This window comes from Cellulomonas chengniuliangii, from assembly GCF_024508335.1.
GTDB lineage: Bacteria > Actinomycetota > Actinomycetes > Actinomycetales > Cellulomonadaceae > Cellulomonas_A > Cellulomonas_A chengniuliangii.
The window spans coordinates 2,515,844-2,530,197 of sequence record NZ_CP101988.1 but is presented as its reverse complement, the minus strand read 5'-3'; the positions used below and the strand labels follow the sequence as shown (position 1 = coordinate 2,530,197).

At 73.8% G+C, this 14,354-nt stretch carries 16 protein-coding genes; 7 read left to right on the top strand and 9 right to left on the bottom strand.

Annotated elements, in window-relative coordinates:
• Nucleotides 1–248 precede the first annotated feature (248 nt).
• Nucleotides 249–3,041, top strand: a complete 2,793-nt coding sequence (gene secA, locus NP064_RS11745) for a preprotein translocase subunit SecA (RefSeq protein ID WP_227569474.1) — start codon at nucleotides 249–251, stop codon at nucleotides 3,039–3,041.
• 135 nt (nucleotides 3,042–3,176) lie between these two features.
• On the opposite strand, the gene NP064_RS11740 is transcribed toward secA, so the two are convergent.
• A complete protein-coding gene (locus NP064_RS11740) occupies nucleotides 3,177–3,689 on the bottom strand; it encodes an Rv3235 family protein (RefSeq protein WP_227569703.1) in 513 nt (170 codons plus the stop codon).
• A gap of 290 nt (nucleotides 3,690–3,979) precedes the next feature.
• Complete coding sequence (locus NP064_RS11735) at nucleotides 3,980–4,738, bottom strand: LysM peptidoglycan-binding domain-containing protein (protein ID WP_227569475.1); 759 nt, start codon at nucleotides 4,736–4,738, stop codon at nucleotides 3,980–3,982.
• A 191-nt stretch (nucleotides 4,739–4,929) separates the two neighbouring features.
• Between NP064_RS11735 and NP064_RS11730 the strand changes: the two genes are divergently transcribed.
• On the top strand, nucleotides 4,930–5,454 hold the full coding sequence (locus tag NP064_RS11730) for a hypothetical protein (protein ID WP_227569476.1): 525 nt from the start codon (nucleotides 4,930–4,932) through the stop codon (nucleotides 5,452–5,454).
• 8 nt (nucleotides 5,455–5,462) lie between these two features.
• Here the strand turns inward: NP064_RS11730 and NP064_RS11725 are convergent, their stop codons facing one another.
• Entirely contained in the window at nucleotides 5,463–5,690 is a 228-nt protein-coding gene (locus tag NP064_RS11725) for a helix-turn-helix domain-containing protein (protein WP_227569477.1), read from the bottom strand.
• A gap of 184 nt (nucleotides 5,691–5,874) precedes the next feature.
• Between NP064_RS11725 and NP064_RS11720 the strand changes: the two genes are divergently transcribed.
• The 3 genes from NP064_RS11720 to NP064_RS11710 are packed head-to-tail and all read left to right on the top strand — an operon-like array spanning nucleotide 5,875 to nucleotide 8,415.
• Nucleotides 5,875–6,543: a hypothetical protein gene (locus tag NP064_RS11720; protein ID WP_227569478.1), complete on the top strand. Its 669-nt coding sequence runs from the start codon at nucleotides 5,875–5,877 to the stop codon at nucleotides 6,541–6,543.
• Nucleotide 6,544: 1 nt separating this feature from the next.
• The gene (locus NP064_RS11715; protein WP_227569479.1) at nucleotides 6,545–7,921 is read left to right on the top strand and encodes a CpaE/TadZ family protein; all 1,377 of its coding nucleotides are present in this window, start codon (nucleotides 6,545–6,547) and stop codon (nucleotides 7,919–7,921) included.
• A gap of 26 nt (nucleotides 7,922–7,947) precedes the next feature.
• Nucleotides 7,948–8,415: a DUF6912 family protein gene (locus NP064_RS11710; protein ID WP_227569480.1), complete on the top strand. Its 468-nt coding sequence runs from the start codon at nucleotides 7,948–7,950 to the stop codon at nucleotides 8,413–8,415.
• 56 nt (nucleotides 8,416–8,471) lie between these two features.
• On the opposite strand, the gene NP064_RS11705 is transcribed toward NP064_RS11710, so the two are convergent.
• From NP064_RS11705 to NP064_RS11685, 5 genes are all read right to left on the bottom strand, one after another.
• A complete protein-coding gene (locus NP064_RS11705) occupies nucleotides 8,472–9,266 on the bottom strand; it encodes an inositol monophosphatase family protein (protein WP_227569481.1) in 795 nt (264 codons plus the stop codon).
• Nucleotides 9,267–9,333: 67 nt separating this feature from the next.
• Nucleotides 9,334–10,434: a ribosome small subunit-dependent GTPase A gene (rsgA, locus tag NP064_RS11700; protein WP_227569482.1), complete on the bottom strand. Its 1,101-nt coding sequence runs from the start codon at nucleotides 10,432–10,434 to the stop codon at nucleotides 9,334–9,336.
• Nucleotides 10,435–10,486: 52 nt separating this feature from the next.
• Entirely contained in the window at nucleotides 10,487–11,788 is a 1,302-nt protein-coding gene (gene aroA, locus NP064_RS11695) for a 3-phosphoshikimate 1-carboxyvinyltransferase (RefSeq protein ID WP_227569483.1), read from the bottom strand.
• Nucleotides 11,789–11,869: 81 nt separating this feature from the next.
• Nucleotides 11,870–12,460: a DoxX family protein gene (locus tag NP064_RS11690; protein ID WP_227569484.1), complete on the bottom strand. Its 591-nt coding sequence runs from the start codon at nucleotides 12,458–12,460 to the stop codon at nucleotides 11,870–11,872.
• Nucleotides 12,461–12,493: 33 nt separating this feature from the next.
• The gene (locus NP064_RS11685) at nucleotides 12,494–13,039 is read right to left on the bottom strand and encodes a ferritin (RefSeq protein ID WP_227569485.1); all 546 of its coding nucleotides are present in this window, start codon (nucleotides 13,037–13,039) and stop codon (nucleotides 12,494–12,496) included.
• A 73-nt stretch (nucleotides 13,040–13,112) separates the two neighbouring features.
• Between NP064_RS11685 and NP064_RS11680 the strand changes: the two genes are divergently transcribed.
• Nucleotides 13,113–13,850, top strand: coding sequence for a sigma-70 family RNA polymerase sigma factor (locus NP064_RS11680; RefSeq protein ID WP_284439668.1), 738 nt, complete (start codon nucleotides 13,113–13,115; stop codon nucleotides 13,848–13,850).
• Nucleotides 13,847–14,188, top strand: coding sequence for a mycothiol system anti-sigma-R factor (rsrA, locus tag NP064_RS11675; RefSeq protein WP_227569487.1), 342 nt, complete (start codon nucleotides 13,847–13,849; stop codon nucleotides 14,186–14,188). The genes NP064_RS11680 and rsrA overlap by 4 nt, the downstream gene beginning before the upstream one ends.
• 86 nt (nucleotides 14,189–14,274) lie before the next feature.
• Here the strand turns inward: rsrA and NP064_RS16760 are convergent, their stop codons facing one another.
• Nucleotides 14,275–14,349 (bottom strand): 50S ribosomal protein bL37, encoded by a 75-nt coding sequence (locus tag NP064_RS16760; RefSeq protein ID WP_372456374.1) that lies wholly within the window; start codon nucleotides 14,347–14,349, stop codon nucleotides 14,275–14,277.
• Nucleotides 14,350–14,354 lie beyond the last annotated feature (5 nt).

Below are 14,354 nucleotides of genomic sequence, written 5' to 3'. Positions count from 1 at the left end.
CATCCCCTGGGCCTGGGGCGTGGTTGACCCGAACAGGTGACTTCACGCTCCCGCAGGGCTGCTGGCGGGCGGAGACTGCTGGTCTCGCGGCGTCACCGAGGCCACTCGGGGCACGGTTCTCGGTGACCGTTCTTCGACGGGGCCAGGACACTCGCCTACGATGGTCAGCGCCCCGGCCATGCGGTCGGGTCCGCCCAGACCGCTCCGACGCCACGGCGTGCGGGGCGCGAACACGTGGGGAGTAACGCGTGCCTGCGATTCTCGACAAGGTTCTTCGCTTCGGCGAGGGCCGGATCGTCAAGAGGCTGTCCGGAATCGCCCAGCAGGTGAACGCGCTGGAGGACAGCTTCATCGCGCTCTCCGACGCGGAGCTGCGTGAGGAGACGGACCGCTTCAAGGCCCGGCTCGCCGACGGCGAGACCATCGACGACCTGCTCCCCGAGGCGTTCGCCGCCGTGCGCGAGGCTTCCCGGCGCACGCTCGGCCAGCGGCACTTCGACGTCCAGCTCATGGGCGGCGCCGCGCTGCACCTCGGCAACATCGCCGAGATGAAGACCGGTGAGGGCAAGACGCTGGTCGCCACGGCGCCGGCCTACCTCAACGCGCTCACTGGCAAGGGCGTGCACGTCGTCACCGTGAACGACTACCTCGCCGAGTACCAGGCCGAGCTCATGGGCCGCGTGTACCGCTTCCTGGGGCTCACGTCGGGCGTGATCCTGTCGAGCCAGCGTCCGGCCGAGCGCCGCGCCCAGTACGCGGCGGACATCACCTACGGGACGAACAACGAGTTCGGCTTCGACTACCTGCGCGACAACATGGCGTGGACCACTGACGAGCTCGTGCAGCGCGGCCACAACTTCGCCATCGTCGACGAGGTCGACTCGATCCTCATCGACGAGGCCCGCACGCCGCTGATCATCTCGGGTCCCTCGTCGGGTGACGCGAACCGCTGGTACGCCGAGTTCGCCAAGGTCGCCCGGCGGCTGCAGATCGACCGCGACTACGAGGTCGACGAGAAGAAGCGCACCGTCGGTGTGCTCGAGCCGGGCATCGCACGGGTCGAGGACTACCTGGGCATCGAGAACCTGTACGAGTCCCTGAACACGCCGCTGATCGGATTCCTCAACAACTCGATCAAGGCCAAGGAGCTGTTCAAGCGCGACAAGGACTACGTCGTGATGAACGGCGAGGTCCTGATCGTCGACGAGCACACCGGCCGCATCCTCCCGGGCCGCCGGTACAACGAGGGCATGCACCAGGCCATCGAGGCGAAGGAGGGTGTGGCCATCAAGGCCGAGAACCAGACCCTCGCCACGATCACGCTCCAGAACTACTTCCGCCTGTACGACAAGCTCGCCGGGATGACCGGCACCGCCGAGACCGAGGCCGCCGAGTTCCAGGGCACCTACAAGCTCGGTGTCGTCCCGATCCCCACCAACCGCCCGATGCTCCGCATCGACCAGGGCGACCTGGTGTACAAGGCCGAGGACGGCAAGTTCGACGCGGTCGTCGCCGACATCGTGGAGCGGCACGCCAAGGGCCAGCCTGTGCTCGTCGGCACCACGAGCGTCGAGAAGAGCGAGCTGCTCTCGTCGAAGCTCAAGAAGCAGGGCGTCCCGCACGAGGTCCTCAACGCCAAGCAGCACGCGCGTGAGGCCTCGATCGTCGCCCAGGCCGGGCGCAAGGGCGCCGTCACGGTCGCCACGAACATGGCCGGGCGCGGCACCGACATCATGCTCGGCGGCAACGCCGAGTTCATGGCCGTCGCCGATCTCGCCGCGCGGGGCCTCGACCCCGCGGAGAACCCGGAGGAGTACGAGGCCGCGTGGCCCGACGCCCTCGCGAAGGCGACCGAGGCGGTCGCGGCGGAGCATGACGAGGTCGTCGAGCTCGGCGGGCTGTACGTGCTGGGCACCGAGCGCCACGAGTCGCGGCGCATCGACAACCAGCTCCGTGGCCGCTCCGGGCGGCAGGGCGACCCGGGGGAGTCCCGGTTCTACCTGTCGCTGCAGGACGACCTGATGCGCCTGTTCAACTCGCAGATGGCCGAGTCGATGATGAACCGGGCCGGTTTCCCGGACGACATGCCGCTCGAGTCCAAGATCGTCACCCGCGGCATCCAGAGCGCACAGTCGCAGGTCGAGGGTCGCAACTTCGAGATCCGCAAGAACGTCCTCAAGTACGACGACGTCCTCTCCCGGCAGCGCACGGTCATCTACGACGAGCGCCGCCGCGTCCTCGAGGGGGAGGACCTCCAGGACCAGGTGGGCCACTTCCTCACGGACGTCATCACGGACTACGTCGCCGCGGCGACCGCCGAGGGCCGCCCGGAGGACTGGGACCTCGACGCGCTGTGGACGGCGATCCGGGCCATCTACCCGATCTCCATCACGCCCGAGGAGGTCGTCGAGCAGGCGGGCGCCGCGACCCGGCTGTCGGCCGAGCTGCTGCAGGAGGAGATCCTCTCCGACGCGAGGATCGCCTACGCCGATCGTGAGGCGAAGATCGGCGCGGCGAACATGCGCCAGCTCGAGCGCCGTGTCGTGCTGTCCGTGCTCGACCGCAAGTGGCGTGAGCACCTCTACGAGATGGACTACCTCAAGGAGGGCATCGGGCTGCGCGCGATGGCACAGCGCGACCCGCTCATTGAGTACCAGCGTGAGGGCTTCCAGCTGTTCGGCGCCATGACCGAGTCCATCAAGGAGGAGTCGGTCCAGTACCTGTTCAACCTCGAGGTCAAGGTCGCGGAGCCCGAGGAAGGCGCCGACGGCGCCGCGGTCACCGCCCAGTCGGCCGCGCAGGCGGCGCTGGGAGCGGGGGCCGCTGCAGCCGGGCCCCGTCCCGACGGCGCCCCGGGAACCCTCGTGGCCAAGGGCATCGACGGACCCGAGCAGCGCGCGCCGTTGCAGTACTCGGCGCCGAGCGTCGACGGCGCCGCGGACGTCGTCACCCGTTCCGAGGGTGGGGAGCCCGTCCGGCCCGCCGCCGCTGGGGCGTCGAACCGCGAGGAGCGCCGCAAGGCCGCCAAGCGCAAGCACTGAGGAGGCGTGCGGGGCCGCGACGCGGCTGCCGGCTTCTCCTGACGAAGGCCGGGTCGATCACCTCGACCCGGCCTTCGTCGTGCTGGCTCATACGTCACGGCCGCTTGGGCGCCGCCCGCCTGCCGCGTGGGTGGCTCACCCGATCTCGAGCGCCACGGCCCGCCACGCGCCGCGGCGCTCCTCGAGGCGGATGGCCACCGCCCGGACCCGAGCCCCGTCCTGCACGACGATCGTCGCCTCGGCCGCCCTCTGCCCGAGCCGGCAGACGCGAGCCCGGCGCACCTCTGGACGCGCGGTGGAGCGCGCCGCGCCCACCGCGCCCACCGCGCGCGTCGTGACCGCGGCGCGTGCGGCGAGCTGCTCGTAGAGCTCGGGGGTCACCCAACGCGCGAGCTGGGAGATGGACCGGGTGCCGGTCATCGCTTCCAGGGCCACCAGGACGATCGAGCAGCACACCGACGTGGGCTCGGGAAGGGTGGCGTCTGTTGGCGCCCGGCGCTCGAGGGGCCGGTCGCGCGAGGTGCGCGGGACGGCCCGGCGTCGTTCGAGCGCCCGCTCTTCGAGCGTCGGCGGGCGGACGGGCCCAGGACCGGTGCCCGCTCGAGGCCGCCTGCCAGCAGCGACGTGGGGGACGAGGCGGACGCGCACAGGCGCCGTGTCAGCCTCGCGCGGCGTCCTCTCCGGGTCGTGTGGCGGCGTGCTGGCAGATCGCGCGGGAGGGGGTGGCTCACCGGCCTCCGCCGCCGTCGACGTCGTCGTCTCCGCCGCCGCAGGCTCTGCCGGCGGGAGCGCCCGAGTCGGAGACTGCGAGAGGCCGGGGGCCACGGCCTCCGGTGGCCTCGGCGCGGCCGTCGACGTCGGGGCGGCGGCACGCGAGGCCCGCGTCGGGCTCAGGTGGGCCAGCGCCGCCTCGGCGCAGGTGAGGACGGGCGAGGTGGTCACGACGCCCTCCCGTCCTGGACTGGGCTTTCCGGACCGGGCACGTCGAGCGTCTGGCCGGGCAGGATCACCTCCGGGTCGGAGCCGATCGTGGCGGCGTTGGCCGCGTACCAGCGCGGCCACGCGGCGGCGATCTCCGCGTCGGAGGCGCCCGGGCCGAGGTCTGCCGCAGCGAGGGCCCAGAGGCTGTCGCCGGGCCGCACGGTGACCTGGCGTGGCTCGGGAGAGCCGAGCGCGGGGTCTGCGGGATCCCCGGGCGGGGTCGCGATCGGGCGGACTAGGCCTCCGGTCGAGGTCTCGGCGGTCGTCGCTGGCGGGTGCGCGCGCGCCCCGGCGTCCGTGGCGTCTCCATGACGGCCCTCCGCGGCGCCGTGGGGCACGTGGGACGAGGCCGCCGGCGTCGTCGGCGCCCAGCCGAGGTCGGCGTCGGAGGCGTGCGCCACTCCGCCCAGGGACAGGCCGATGCCCGCGCCGAGGGCCAGGACGAGGGTCCGTCGAACGAGAGCCGGTGCGCACCGCTGCACGAGCCGTTCGCCAGTCGACCAGCCGCCGCCGAGCGCCCGGGCCGCGGCGCACGCGGTGGCGATCACCATGGACGTCGCGAGCCAGCCGGTCAGCGCTGCGCCGACGGCGACGACGCCGATCTCCACAGCCTGCTCGACGCGCAGGGTGGACATCGCGGCATCCGTGACCGACCGCAGTCGGATCACGAGGAGCAGGGTCAGGGCGACGCTCGCCGCGAGGCCTGCGGGGAGCACGAGGAGTCTGATCAGGCGGGGTGCGTCTTGGGGTGGCGAGCCGATCGGTGTCATACGTTCACCCTCGTTTCCAGCAGTTTGATGTCGTTTGGTGCTGATCAGTGGTCAAGGTGTACCGCATCCATGGCGCAAGATCTAGACATCACGGGAGAACTGGACAACTCCGCACGATCTGGCTCTACGGTGTCCGGATGCGCTGGGAAGCACTGTTCGCCGATCTCGAGGCGCAGCTGGCGGCGCAGAGCGCGGCCGAGCTGGACGTCGAGATCGCCGAGCTCACCCGTGCCGAGCGGGCGACCGTCGCGATCGCGGACCGCCTGCGCGCGGCTCAGGATGTCGTCCTCACCCTCCGGCTTCGCGGCGGCTCCGCGGTCGAAGGGCTCGTCCTCGACGTTGCCCCGCAGTGGGTGCTGCTCGGCGAGCACGGACGGCGCGCCCTCATCCCGCTGGCGGCGATCGCAACGGTGGGCGGGCTCGGCCGACAGGCCGCTCCGCGGCCGGGCGCCGTGGAAGGACGGCTCACGCTGGGCCATGCGCTGCGGGCGTTGGCCCGAGACCGTGTGCTGGTCCAGATCGACCTGGAGGGCGTCGAGCTCGCGGGTCGCATCGAGCGGGTCGGCGCCGACCACCTCGATCTCGCCGTCGGGCACGGCGCTCGAGTGGGGGATCTGCTCGCCGTCCCGTTCGACGGGCTGCGCGCGGTCAGATCACGGTGAGGCGCTGCTCAACGGCTGTCGGCCTCCTGGGCGGCCTCGGTCTCGATCCGGGCCCGCGTCTGGGCGTACATGCGCTCGATGTACCGCTCGAGCTCCTGGGCCTCGACGCGCCACTGCAGCCGGCCGCCGATCTGGATGGCGGGCAGGTCACCGGAGCGCACCAGCGCGTAGGCCTGGGCGGCTGAGATGTTCAGCACCTCGGTCACGTCGGCGAGCGTGAGGAACCTGGGGGCCATGTTCGCAGTGTGGCACGGGCTCGCACGCGAGCGCCGTTGTGCACAAGGCTGCGACCGGGATGTCCTGTTCCTGGCCGGTTGTCGGCATGATGGGCATGCCCACGGCGGGGCGCGATGTCCTCGGAGGGTCCCTGCGGCCCGGCCGCGTCGCAGCCGGAGGCCTCGCAGCCACAGAAGGAGTCGGATGGACACGTCGGTGCTTGAGCTGCCGGCGCCGCCGGTCAGCCGGCTGCGCAGGCCAGGCTGGCGTGACCCGCGCCTGCTCGCCGGGCTGGCGATGGTGGCAGGCTCCGTCGCGCTGGGGTCCTGGGTGGTGCAGGACGCGCAGCGCACCGTCGACGTGTACGTCACCCGCGGCACGCTGACGCCCGGCGACGGCGTCCGCGCCGACGCGCTCGGGGTCGCCCAGGTCCGACTGGGGGCCGGCGAGCTCGAGCTGTACCTCACCGTCGCCGATGGTGTCCCGGACGGAGCGGTCGCGGTCCGCGTGGTCGACGCGGGCGAGCTCGTGCCGCGATCCGCCGTCGGCTCTGCCGGCGACCTCGATGTCCGGCCGGTGGCGGTCCCCGTGGAGCAGCGACTGTCCCAGGACGTGGTGGTGGGCTCCCAGGTGGACCTGTGGGTGGTGCCGCTCGCCGTCAGCAGCGATGGAGTCGCCGCACGCCCGGCGCCACACCCGTTGGCCCGCGGGCTCGTGGTCGCGGAGGTGTCCCGCCCGGAGGGCGCCTTCACGGCGGGCGGCTCGACCGTGGTCCAGGTCTTGGTCCCCAACGACGAGCTCCCCGCCGTGATCGCGGCCGTCGCGGGCGACGGCGCCGTGCAGGTCGTGCCCGTCCCGGGAACGGGGGGCTGACGTGGCTGTCGGGGTGCTGTGCGCCGTGCGGGGAGGGGCCGAGCCGCACATCGTGCGCGCGATGGACGGCGCCGGCGGGCGACTGAGCGTCACCCGGCGATGCGCCGACCTCGCCGAGCTCGTCGCGGCGGCGGAGGCCGGGCTCGGCCAGGTGGCGCTCGTCTCCGCCGACCTGCCGCAGCTCGACCGGGAGGCGGTCGCCACCCTGCACCGGTGCGGCGTGCGGGTCGTCGGGCTCGCGGACGCGGGTGCTCGGTGGGTGGCTGAGCGGCTCACCGCGCTCGGAGCGGACCTGGTGGTGGACCTGCCCGACGACGCCGCCAGCGCGACCTCGCTCGTGCGCGACGTGGTGGCCGTCCTCGAGTCGCCTTGGGCAGGAACCGCTGCAGCGCCGGACGGGGTGGACCGCGCCGCGCCCCGGGCGGCACGGGCCGGGCACGCCGTGGAGATGTCGCACGTCACGAGCCCCGCCGCGAGCCCTGCCGCGCGGGAGCCGGGACGGTTAGTCGCCGTCTGGGGGCCGACCGGCGCGCCGGGGCGCACCACGATCGCGATGAACCTCGCCGCCGAGCTCGCCGTCCTGGGCCGATCCGCCCTGCTGGTCGACGCGGACACCTATGGCGGGACGGTCGCGCAGGCGGTCGGGCTGCTCGACGAGGCGCCCGGCCTCGCGGCGGCGGCGCGGGCGGCGGGCCAGGGCGCGCTCGACGTCCAAGCGCTGGCCCGGCTCTCGCCGCTCTTGGCGCCAGGTCTGCGCGTGCTCTCCGGCATCTCGCGCCCCGACCGGTGGCCTGAGCTGCCGGGGACGTCGCTCGACGTGGTGTGGACGGTCGCACGGGCGCTGACCGAGTGGACCGTGGTCGACTGCGGCTTCTGCGTGGAGCAGGACGAGGCGCTCAGCTACGACACCCGGGCGCCACGCCGCAACGCCGCGACGTTGTCTGCGTTGTGCGAGGCGGACGAGGTGCTGGTGGTCGGGGGCGCGGACCCGATCGGCGTGCAACGCCTGGTCCGGGCGCTCGGCGAGCTCTCCGAGCTCGGGGCGCCGGGCAGGCGCACCGTCGTCGTGAACAGGGTGCGCCCCGGCGTCGCGGGACCCCGGCCGGGGGAGGCCATCGCCGAGGCCCTGGCCCGCTACGCGGGCGTCGCCGACCCGCACCTCGTCCCTGATGACCCGGGCGCGCTCGACGCCGCCCTGCTGGACGCGCGCCTGCTGCACGAGATCGTGCCCGGCTCGGCGGTGCGACGGGCCATGGTGGGACTCGCGACGCGCGTGTCCAGCGTCCAGCACGAGGCCCGCGCCGCCCAGGCGGCCGAGCAGACGGCGACCAACGAGATCGACTCGTCAGCCGTCGCGGCGCGCCTCGCCAAGGCGTGAGCGGCGGCTCCAGGCAGACTGGGGTCGTGCGCATCTACCTGCCAGCCACGCTGGACGAGCTCGACGAGACCGCTGACGGCGCCCCCGTGGTCCTGGCCCCGCGCCGGGCGCATGCCGTGACCGCCGCGCTGCGCGCCGCCCTTCCGGAGGAGGACGACGAGGAGCTCGAGTACGCCGCGCAGCTCGCGGCCGCGGACGACGCGCTCCTGCTCGTCGCCGGGCGTCCGCACGCCCCTCAGCTGCGCCTGGTGCTGTCGGCCGACGTCCCCGAGACCGCCGTCGCGCCGGTGGGGGACGACGACGTGGCGCCGAGCCTGGTCGAGCTCCGCGCGCCGGTGCCTCTCAACGATGTCGTGTGCGGCCATGTGGACGAGGGGGAGGCCGCAGAGGACCTGGCCCTCGCAGTCACCGGTGACGAGGCCGCGATCGAGCGGCTCACCGAGCGCGACCTGCTCTGGTACGACGTCACCGAGCTCGGCGACATCCCACGCTGACCTGGAGACCCACCGCTGAGCCAGGCTCCGTGCCGGTCGCACGGCTCCGGCGGGGCTCACGCCGGGTTCAGGGCCGCCAGCGCGGCGTCGTGCAGCAGCCCGTTAGTCACCAGGGCGGATCCGCCGAAAGGCCCCGGCACACCGTCGATCGACGTGAACCGGCCGCCGGCCTCGGTGACGATCGGCACCAGGGCGGCCATGTCGTGGAGCGCGAGCTCGGGCTCCGCGGACAGGTCCACGGCGCCTTCCCCCACGAGCACGTGCGACCAGAAGTCGCCGTAGGCGCGGGTCCGCCAGACCGTCCGGGTCAGGTCGAGGAAGCCGTCCAGGCGGCCCTGCTCCTCCCAGCCGCTCAGGCTCGAGTAGGAGAGGGAGGCGTCCTTGAGCTCGCTGACCGCTGAGACGCGCATCCGGCTCGCGGCGGCGAGCGAGCGCCCGGTCCAGGCGCCCGAGTCCTTCGCGGCCCACCAGCGGCGACCCAGCGCGGGGGCGCTGACGACGCCGACCACGACCTCGTCGTTGTCCAGCAGCGCGATCAGGGTGGCCCACACCGGCACGCCCCGGACGAAGTTCTTGGTGCCGTCGATGGGGTCGACGACCCACCGCCGCGGCCCGTGGCCGGTGTCGGGCATCTCCTCGCCGTGCACGGCGTCGCGGGAGCGCGCCCGGCTGAGCTGGGTGCGGATGATCTCCTCGGCGGTCCGGTCGGCGTCGGAGACCGGGGTCAGGTCGGGCTTGGTCTCCACGCGCAGGTCCAGCGCCTTGAATCGGGACATCGTCACGGAGTCGACCTGGTCGGCCATCACGTGCGCGAGGCGCAGGTCGTCGTCGTACCCGGGGCGCAGGCTCATGGGCACACCGTAGCGGGGCGCGGGGGCCCATCGGCCCAGGGACGGGCGGCGTGGACGGGGCGGGCGCTCATGAGGGCTGGGGCTCGGAGCCGGACGCGTGCCCGCCGCCGCCACGGGGATCGGCGTCCAGGGTGCCCGTGCGGCTGGCGAGCAGGCGCCGGAACGAGGCTAGGCGCGCGGCCCGGGCCGCCTGCACGGTCGCGTCCGGGCCCGCGGCGACCCACTCGTCGAGGGCGCAGTCGGGGGCGTCTGCGGTGTGCGTGCACCCGCGCGGGCACTCCTGCGCGACGTCGGACAGGTCGGAGAAGGCGCCGAGCAGGTGCTCGGGGGTGACGTGCGCCAGGCCGAAGGAGCGCACCCCTGGGGTGTCGATGACCCAGGTGGGCTCTGTGCCGGGTGGCTCGGGCACGCGGAGGGCGACGGCGGACGTCGAGGTGTGGCGGCCGCGCCCGGTGACGTCGTTGACGACGCCCACGGCCCGGTACGCGTCGGGAACGAGCGCGTTGACGAGTGTCGACTTGCCGACGCCGGAGTGGCCGACGAGCACGGACGTGCGCCCGGCGAGAGCCGCGCGGAGCTCCTCCAGCCCGTCGATGTCGCCGTCGGTGCGGCTGGTGACCACCACCGAGACGCCGATCGGCGCGTACATCGCCACGAGCTCCGCCGGGTCGGCGAGGTCCGCCTTGGTCAGGGCGAGCAGCGCGTCCATGCCGGCGTCGTACGCCGCGGCGACGCACCGGTCGATCATGCGGGTGCGCGGCTCGGGGTCGGCCAGGGCGGTCACGATCACGAGCTGGTCGGCGTTGGCCACGATGACCCGCTCGATCGGGTCGGTGTCGTCGGCGGTGCGGCGCAGCACGGTGGTGCGCTCGGTGATCCGCACGATGCGGGCCAACGAGCCGTCGGCGCCCGACGTGTCGCCCACGAGGTCGACGAGGTCCCCGGGCACCACGCGCTCGCGTCCGAGCTCGCGTGCCTTCATCGCGATGGCGCGGCGCTCCTGCGGCGTGCCCGCCTCGACCAGGACGGTGTACCGGCCGCGGTCCACGCCGGTGACGAGGGCGATCTCGGCGTCGGCGTGCTCAGGGCGCGTCTTGGTGCGGGGCCGCGAGCCCCGGCGCCCGGGGCGGACGCGGACGTCGGACTCGTCGAGCGGTCGGCGTGCCACGCTCAGCGGCCTCCGCAGGGGGTCGCGAGGTGGCGGGCGCGAGGCGAGTGCCTCATGCGAGCATCCCTTCCCACATCCCGACGAAGTCGGGAAGCGTTTTGGCGGTGGTGGCGACGTCCTGCACGCGGACGCCGGGCGTGGCGAGGCCCAGGAGCGCCCCCGCGGTCGCCATGCGGTGGTCGGCGTAGGTGCGCACCGTGCCGCCGTGCAGCGGTCGAGGCGTGATCACCAGCCCGTCGGCGGTCTCCTCGGCCTGGCCGCCGAGCCGGGTGATCTCGGCGCTGAGCGCGGCGAGCCGGTCGGTCTCGTGGCCGCGCAGGTGGGCGATGCCCCGGAGTCGGGTGGGGGAGTCCGCGAGGGCGGCGAGGGCCGCGATGGTGGGGGCGATCTCGCCGGCGGCGTGCAGGTCCAGGTCGACGCCGCGCACCGCGCCGGCGCCGTGAACCGTCAGGACGTCGCCGTCGAGGCTGGTCGTGGCGCCCATCTGCTCCAGGATGCCGGGCAGGAGCCCGCCGGGCTGGGTGGTCGAGGCGGGCCAGCCGGGCACCCGCACCGTCCCGCCCACCACGAGGGCGGCGCACAGGAACGGGGCGGCGTTGGACAGGTCGGGCTCGACGCGCACGTCGCGCCCGGCGATGGCGCCCGGCTCGACCCGCCAGACGGCGGGCGTCGAGTCGTCGACCGCGACCCCGGCGGCGCGGAGCAGCGCCACCGTCATCTCGATGTGCGGCAGGCTCGGCAGGGTGGGGCCGGTGTGCCGCAGCGTCAGGCCTCGCTCGAAGCGGCAGCCCGCGAGGAGCAGGCCCGAGACGAACTGGCTCGAACCGGAGGCGTCGACCTCGACCTCCCCGCCGCGCACCGAGCCGGCGCCCTCGACCGTGAACGGGAGGAAGCCGGGCGTGGCGTGGTCGTCGACTCGCACACCGAGGGCGCGCAGGGCGTCGAGCACCGGCGCCATGGGCCGCACCCGGGCGCCCTCGTCGCCGTCGAAGCGCACCGGGCCGTCGGCGAGCGCGGCCACCGGCGGCACGAACCGCATGACGGTGCCGGCCAGCCCGCAGTCGATCTCCGCCGGGCCACGGAGCCGGGCCGGATCGACCACCCAGTCCTGCCCGTCGTCATCGACACGGACGCCGAGGCCCCGCAGCGCCTGGGCCATCAGCAGCGTGTCGCGCGAGCGCAGGGCCCCCCGCAGGCGGCCGGGGGAGTCGGCGAGGGCCGCGAGCACGAGGTACCGGTTGGTGAGCGACTTGGAACCGGGGACCTCGACCGTCGCGTCGAGCGGGCCGCGAGCCGTGGGCGCCTCCCACGCGTCGTCGACGAGGTCGGCGGCGGGCGCGAGATCGATCGTCATGCGCCCAGGCTATCCGGCCCGCCGTGGAGCCGGTCCCGGCGTCCAGCCGGTCGGACGATCGCGGTGCGGCCCCTGGCCTCCTCAGCGGGGCAGCGACCGTGCCGCGTCCGCCGCCGTCGAGCGGACGCCGTGGGCCGCCTTCGCGGCGTGCTGCTTGACGGACTCCGCGGCGCCGACGGCGGCGGCGACCTGGTGCTCGCGCGCCTTCCCCACCCGCCATGCGAAGCCCGGCCGGCCCTCGTGGTCGACACCGGCCAGCAGCGCGCCACCGGTGAAGGCGACCGAGCGGATGAGCCGCCGCCGCCGCTCCTGGCGCTCCTCGCGGCTCGAGGCGCCGCGCTTCCTGTCGGGCAGGTTCGCCACCACGAGTGGCGCGGTGAGCGCGGCGAGGACCAGGGCGGCGGTCCGGGGGGCCTTGCCCGTGGCGAGCGCGAGGCCGGCGAGCGCGGTCGCGGCGCCGTGCGCCTGGACCGCTGTCGTGACCTGGCGGTGACCGGGCTCGCGCAGCGGCTCGAGGGCGCCGCCCAGGGCGCCTCGGGGCACCCGGCCCATCACGGAGGCTGCCGCTCCCGCGGCGACGGCGGCGTGCGCCGCGGGGTGGCGGACGGCGTCGAGCCCCTCGCTGATGAACCACGTGGCGAGCATCGGTCGGGCGATCTTGCGGAGCAGCATCGGGTCCTCCTATGGATGGGGTGGGGGGGCGGGCTAGATCGCGCCGCCGGCGGCGGCAGGGGCGTCCGCGGACTCGCCGCCGTCGCCGATCTGCTCGCGCGCCACGTAGTTCTCGAGGTCGAAGAGGTTGTCGCCCGCGCGCTCCGCGACGGTGCGGAGCGTCGAGGCGGAGGCCACCTCCTCGACCTGCTCCTTGAGGAACCACAGCAGGAACTGCTCGCCGAGGGCGTCGCCCTCCTGGCGGGCGGCGCGGAAGATCGCCTCGATCTGCTCGGTGACCTGCTTCTCCTGGGCGAGGGCCAGCGTGATGGGCTCGAGCACCGAGCCGAAGTCGTTGCGCACGGCGCTGCCGGCGGGGATGGAGACGGGCAGGTCACGGTCGAGCAGGTACTGCACGATCATCATCGCGTGGTTGCGCTCCTCGAGCGCCTGCCGGTAGTAGTGGCGCGCCAGCTGGGGGAGGTCCTGGCCGTCGAACCACACCGCGATCGCCACGTACTGCTGGTGTGCGTCGAACTCGTGGCCGATCTGTGCCCGGAGCAGTTGCACGAACGTCGAGTCAGTCGTCGAGTCGGTCATGCCTGCACGCTAGCGGGGCAGGCCCGCGCACGCCCTCGGGAATCCCCGTGCACGTCGGCGTGTTGTCCCCTGCATGAGTTGCGCTCTTGCCACCAGGCCACCCGAGTCGAGCTCCCCATGGGGGCAGGCGGCGCCCGTGGACCAGTCGGGCCCTGCCCCTCTGGCGGGGCTAGGCTCGACCGTGATGAGCGAAGACACCCACCGGGCGCCTGACGCGGAGGGCGACGCGGCCCGCAACGCGCGGTTCGAGGCCGATGCGCTGGTCTACCTCGACCAGCTCTACGGTGCTGCCCTGCGGATGACGCGCAACCCCTCGGACGCGGAGGACCTGGTCCAGGAGACCTTCGCGAAGGCGTTCGCCGCGTTCCACCAGTACCGGCCGGGCACGAACCTCAAGGCCTGGCTGTACCGGATCCTGACCAACACCTTCATCAACACGTACCGCAAGAAGCAGCGTGAGCCCTTGCAGTCCGCCGCGGAGGACGTCGAGGACTGGCAGATCCACCGCGCCGCCTCGCACACGTCCGCGGGCCTGCGGTCGGCCGAGGCCGAGGCGTTGGACCGGCTTCCCGACTCGGACGTGAAGGACGCGCTCGCGCAGCTCCCTGAGGACTTCCGCATCGCGGTGTACCTCGCCGACGTCGAGGGGTTCGCCTACAAGGAGATCGCCGAGATCATGGGCACGCCGATCGGGACGGTGATGTCCCGGCTGCACCGTGGTCGAGCCCAGCTGCGCGACTTGCTGGCCGACTACGCCCGCGGCCGGGGCCTGGTCGGCGCGTCGCCCACCGGACCGAAGGGGACACGATGAGCGCCTGGGACACGTCCGCGCCCGACCCGCTCGCGGCGGGGTCGCACCAGACCACGCCGATCGCGGCGGACGCGCTGCGCGCGCGTGCCGACGGTTGCGGGGACGGGTGCGCCGAGGCGCTGGACCGCCTGTTCGAGTACCTCGACTCCGAGTTGGCGGAGCCAGACCAGGAGCGCGTCCGCTCGCACCTCGAGGAGTGCAAGCCGTGCTTGGAGGAGTTCGACGTCGAGCTCGTGGTCAAGCGGCTGGTGCGGCGCTGCTGCCAGGAGGAGGCTCCGGCGGACCTGCGCGTGCGCGTCGAGCAGCAGATGGCGGCCCTGCGGACTCGGCCGGAGTGAAGCCACGCGCCTGCGGGTTACAACGACAGGCCCGGTGCTGGTAGCACCGGGCCTGTGTCATGTCTGCCGGCTTTCCGGCCAACGCCTCAGGCGTTGGGACGGTTGCCGTGGTTCGCGGCGTTGCCCTTGCGGGCCCGACGCTTGCGTCCGCGCTTGCTCATGGGAT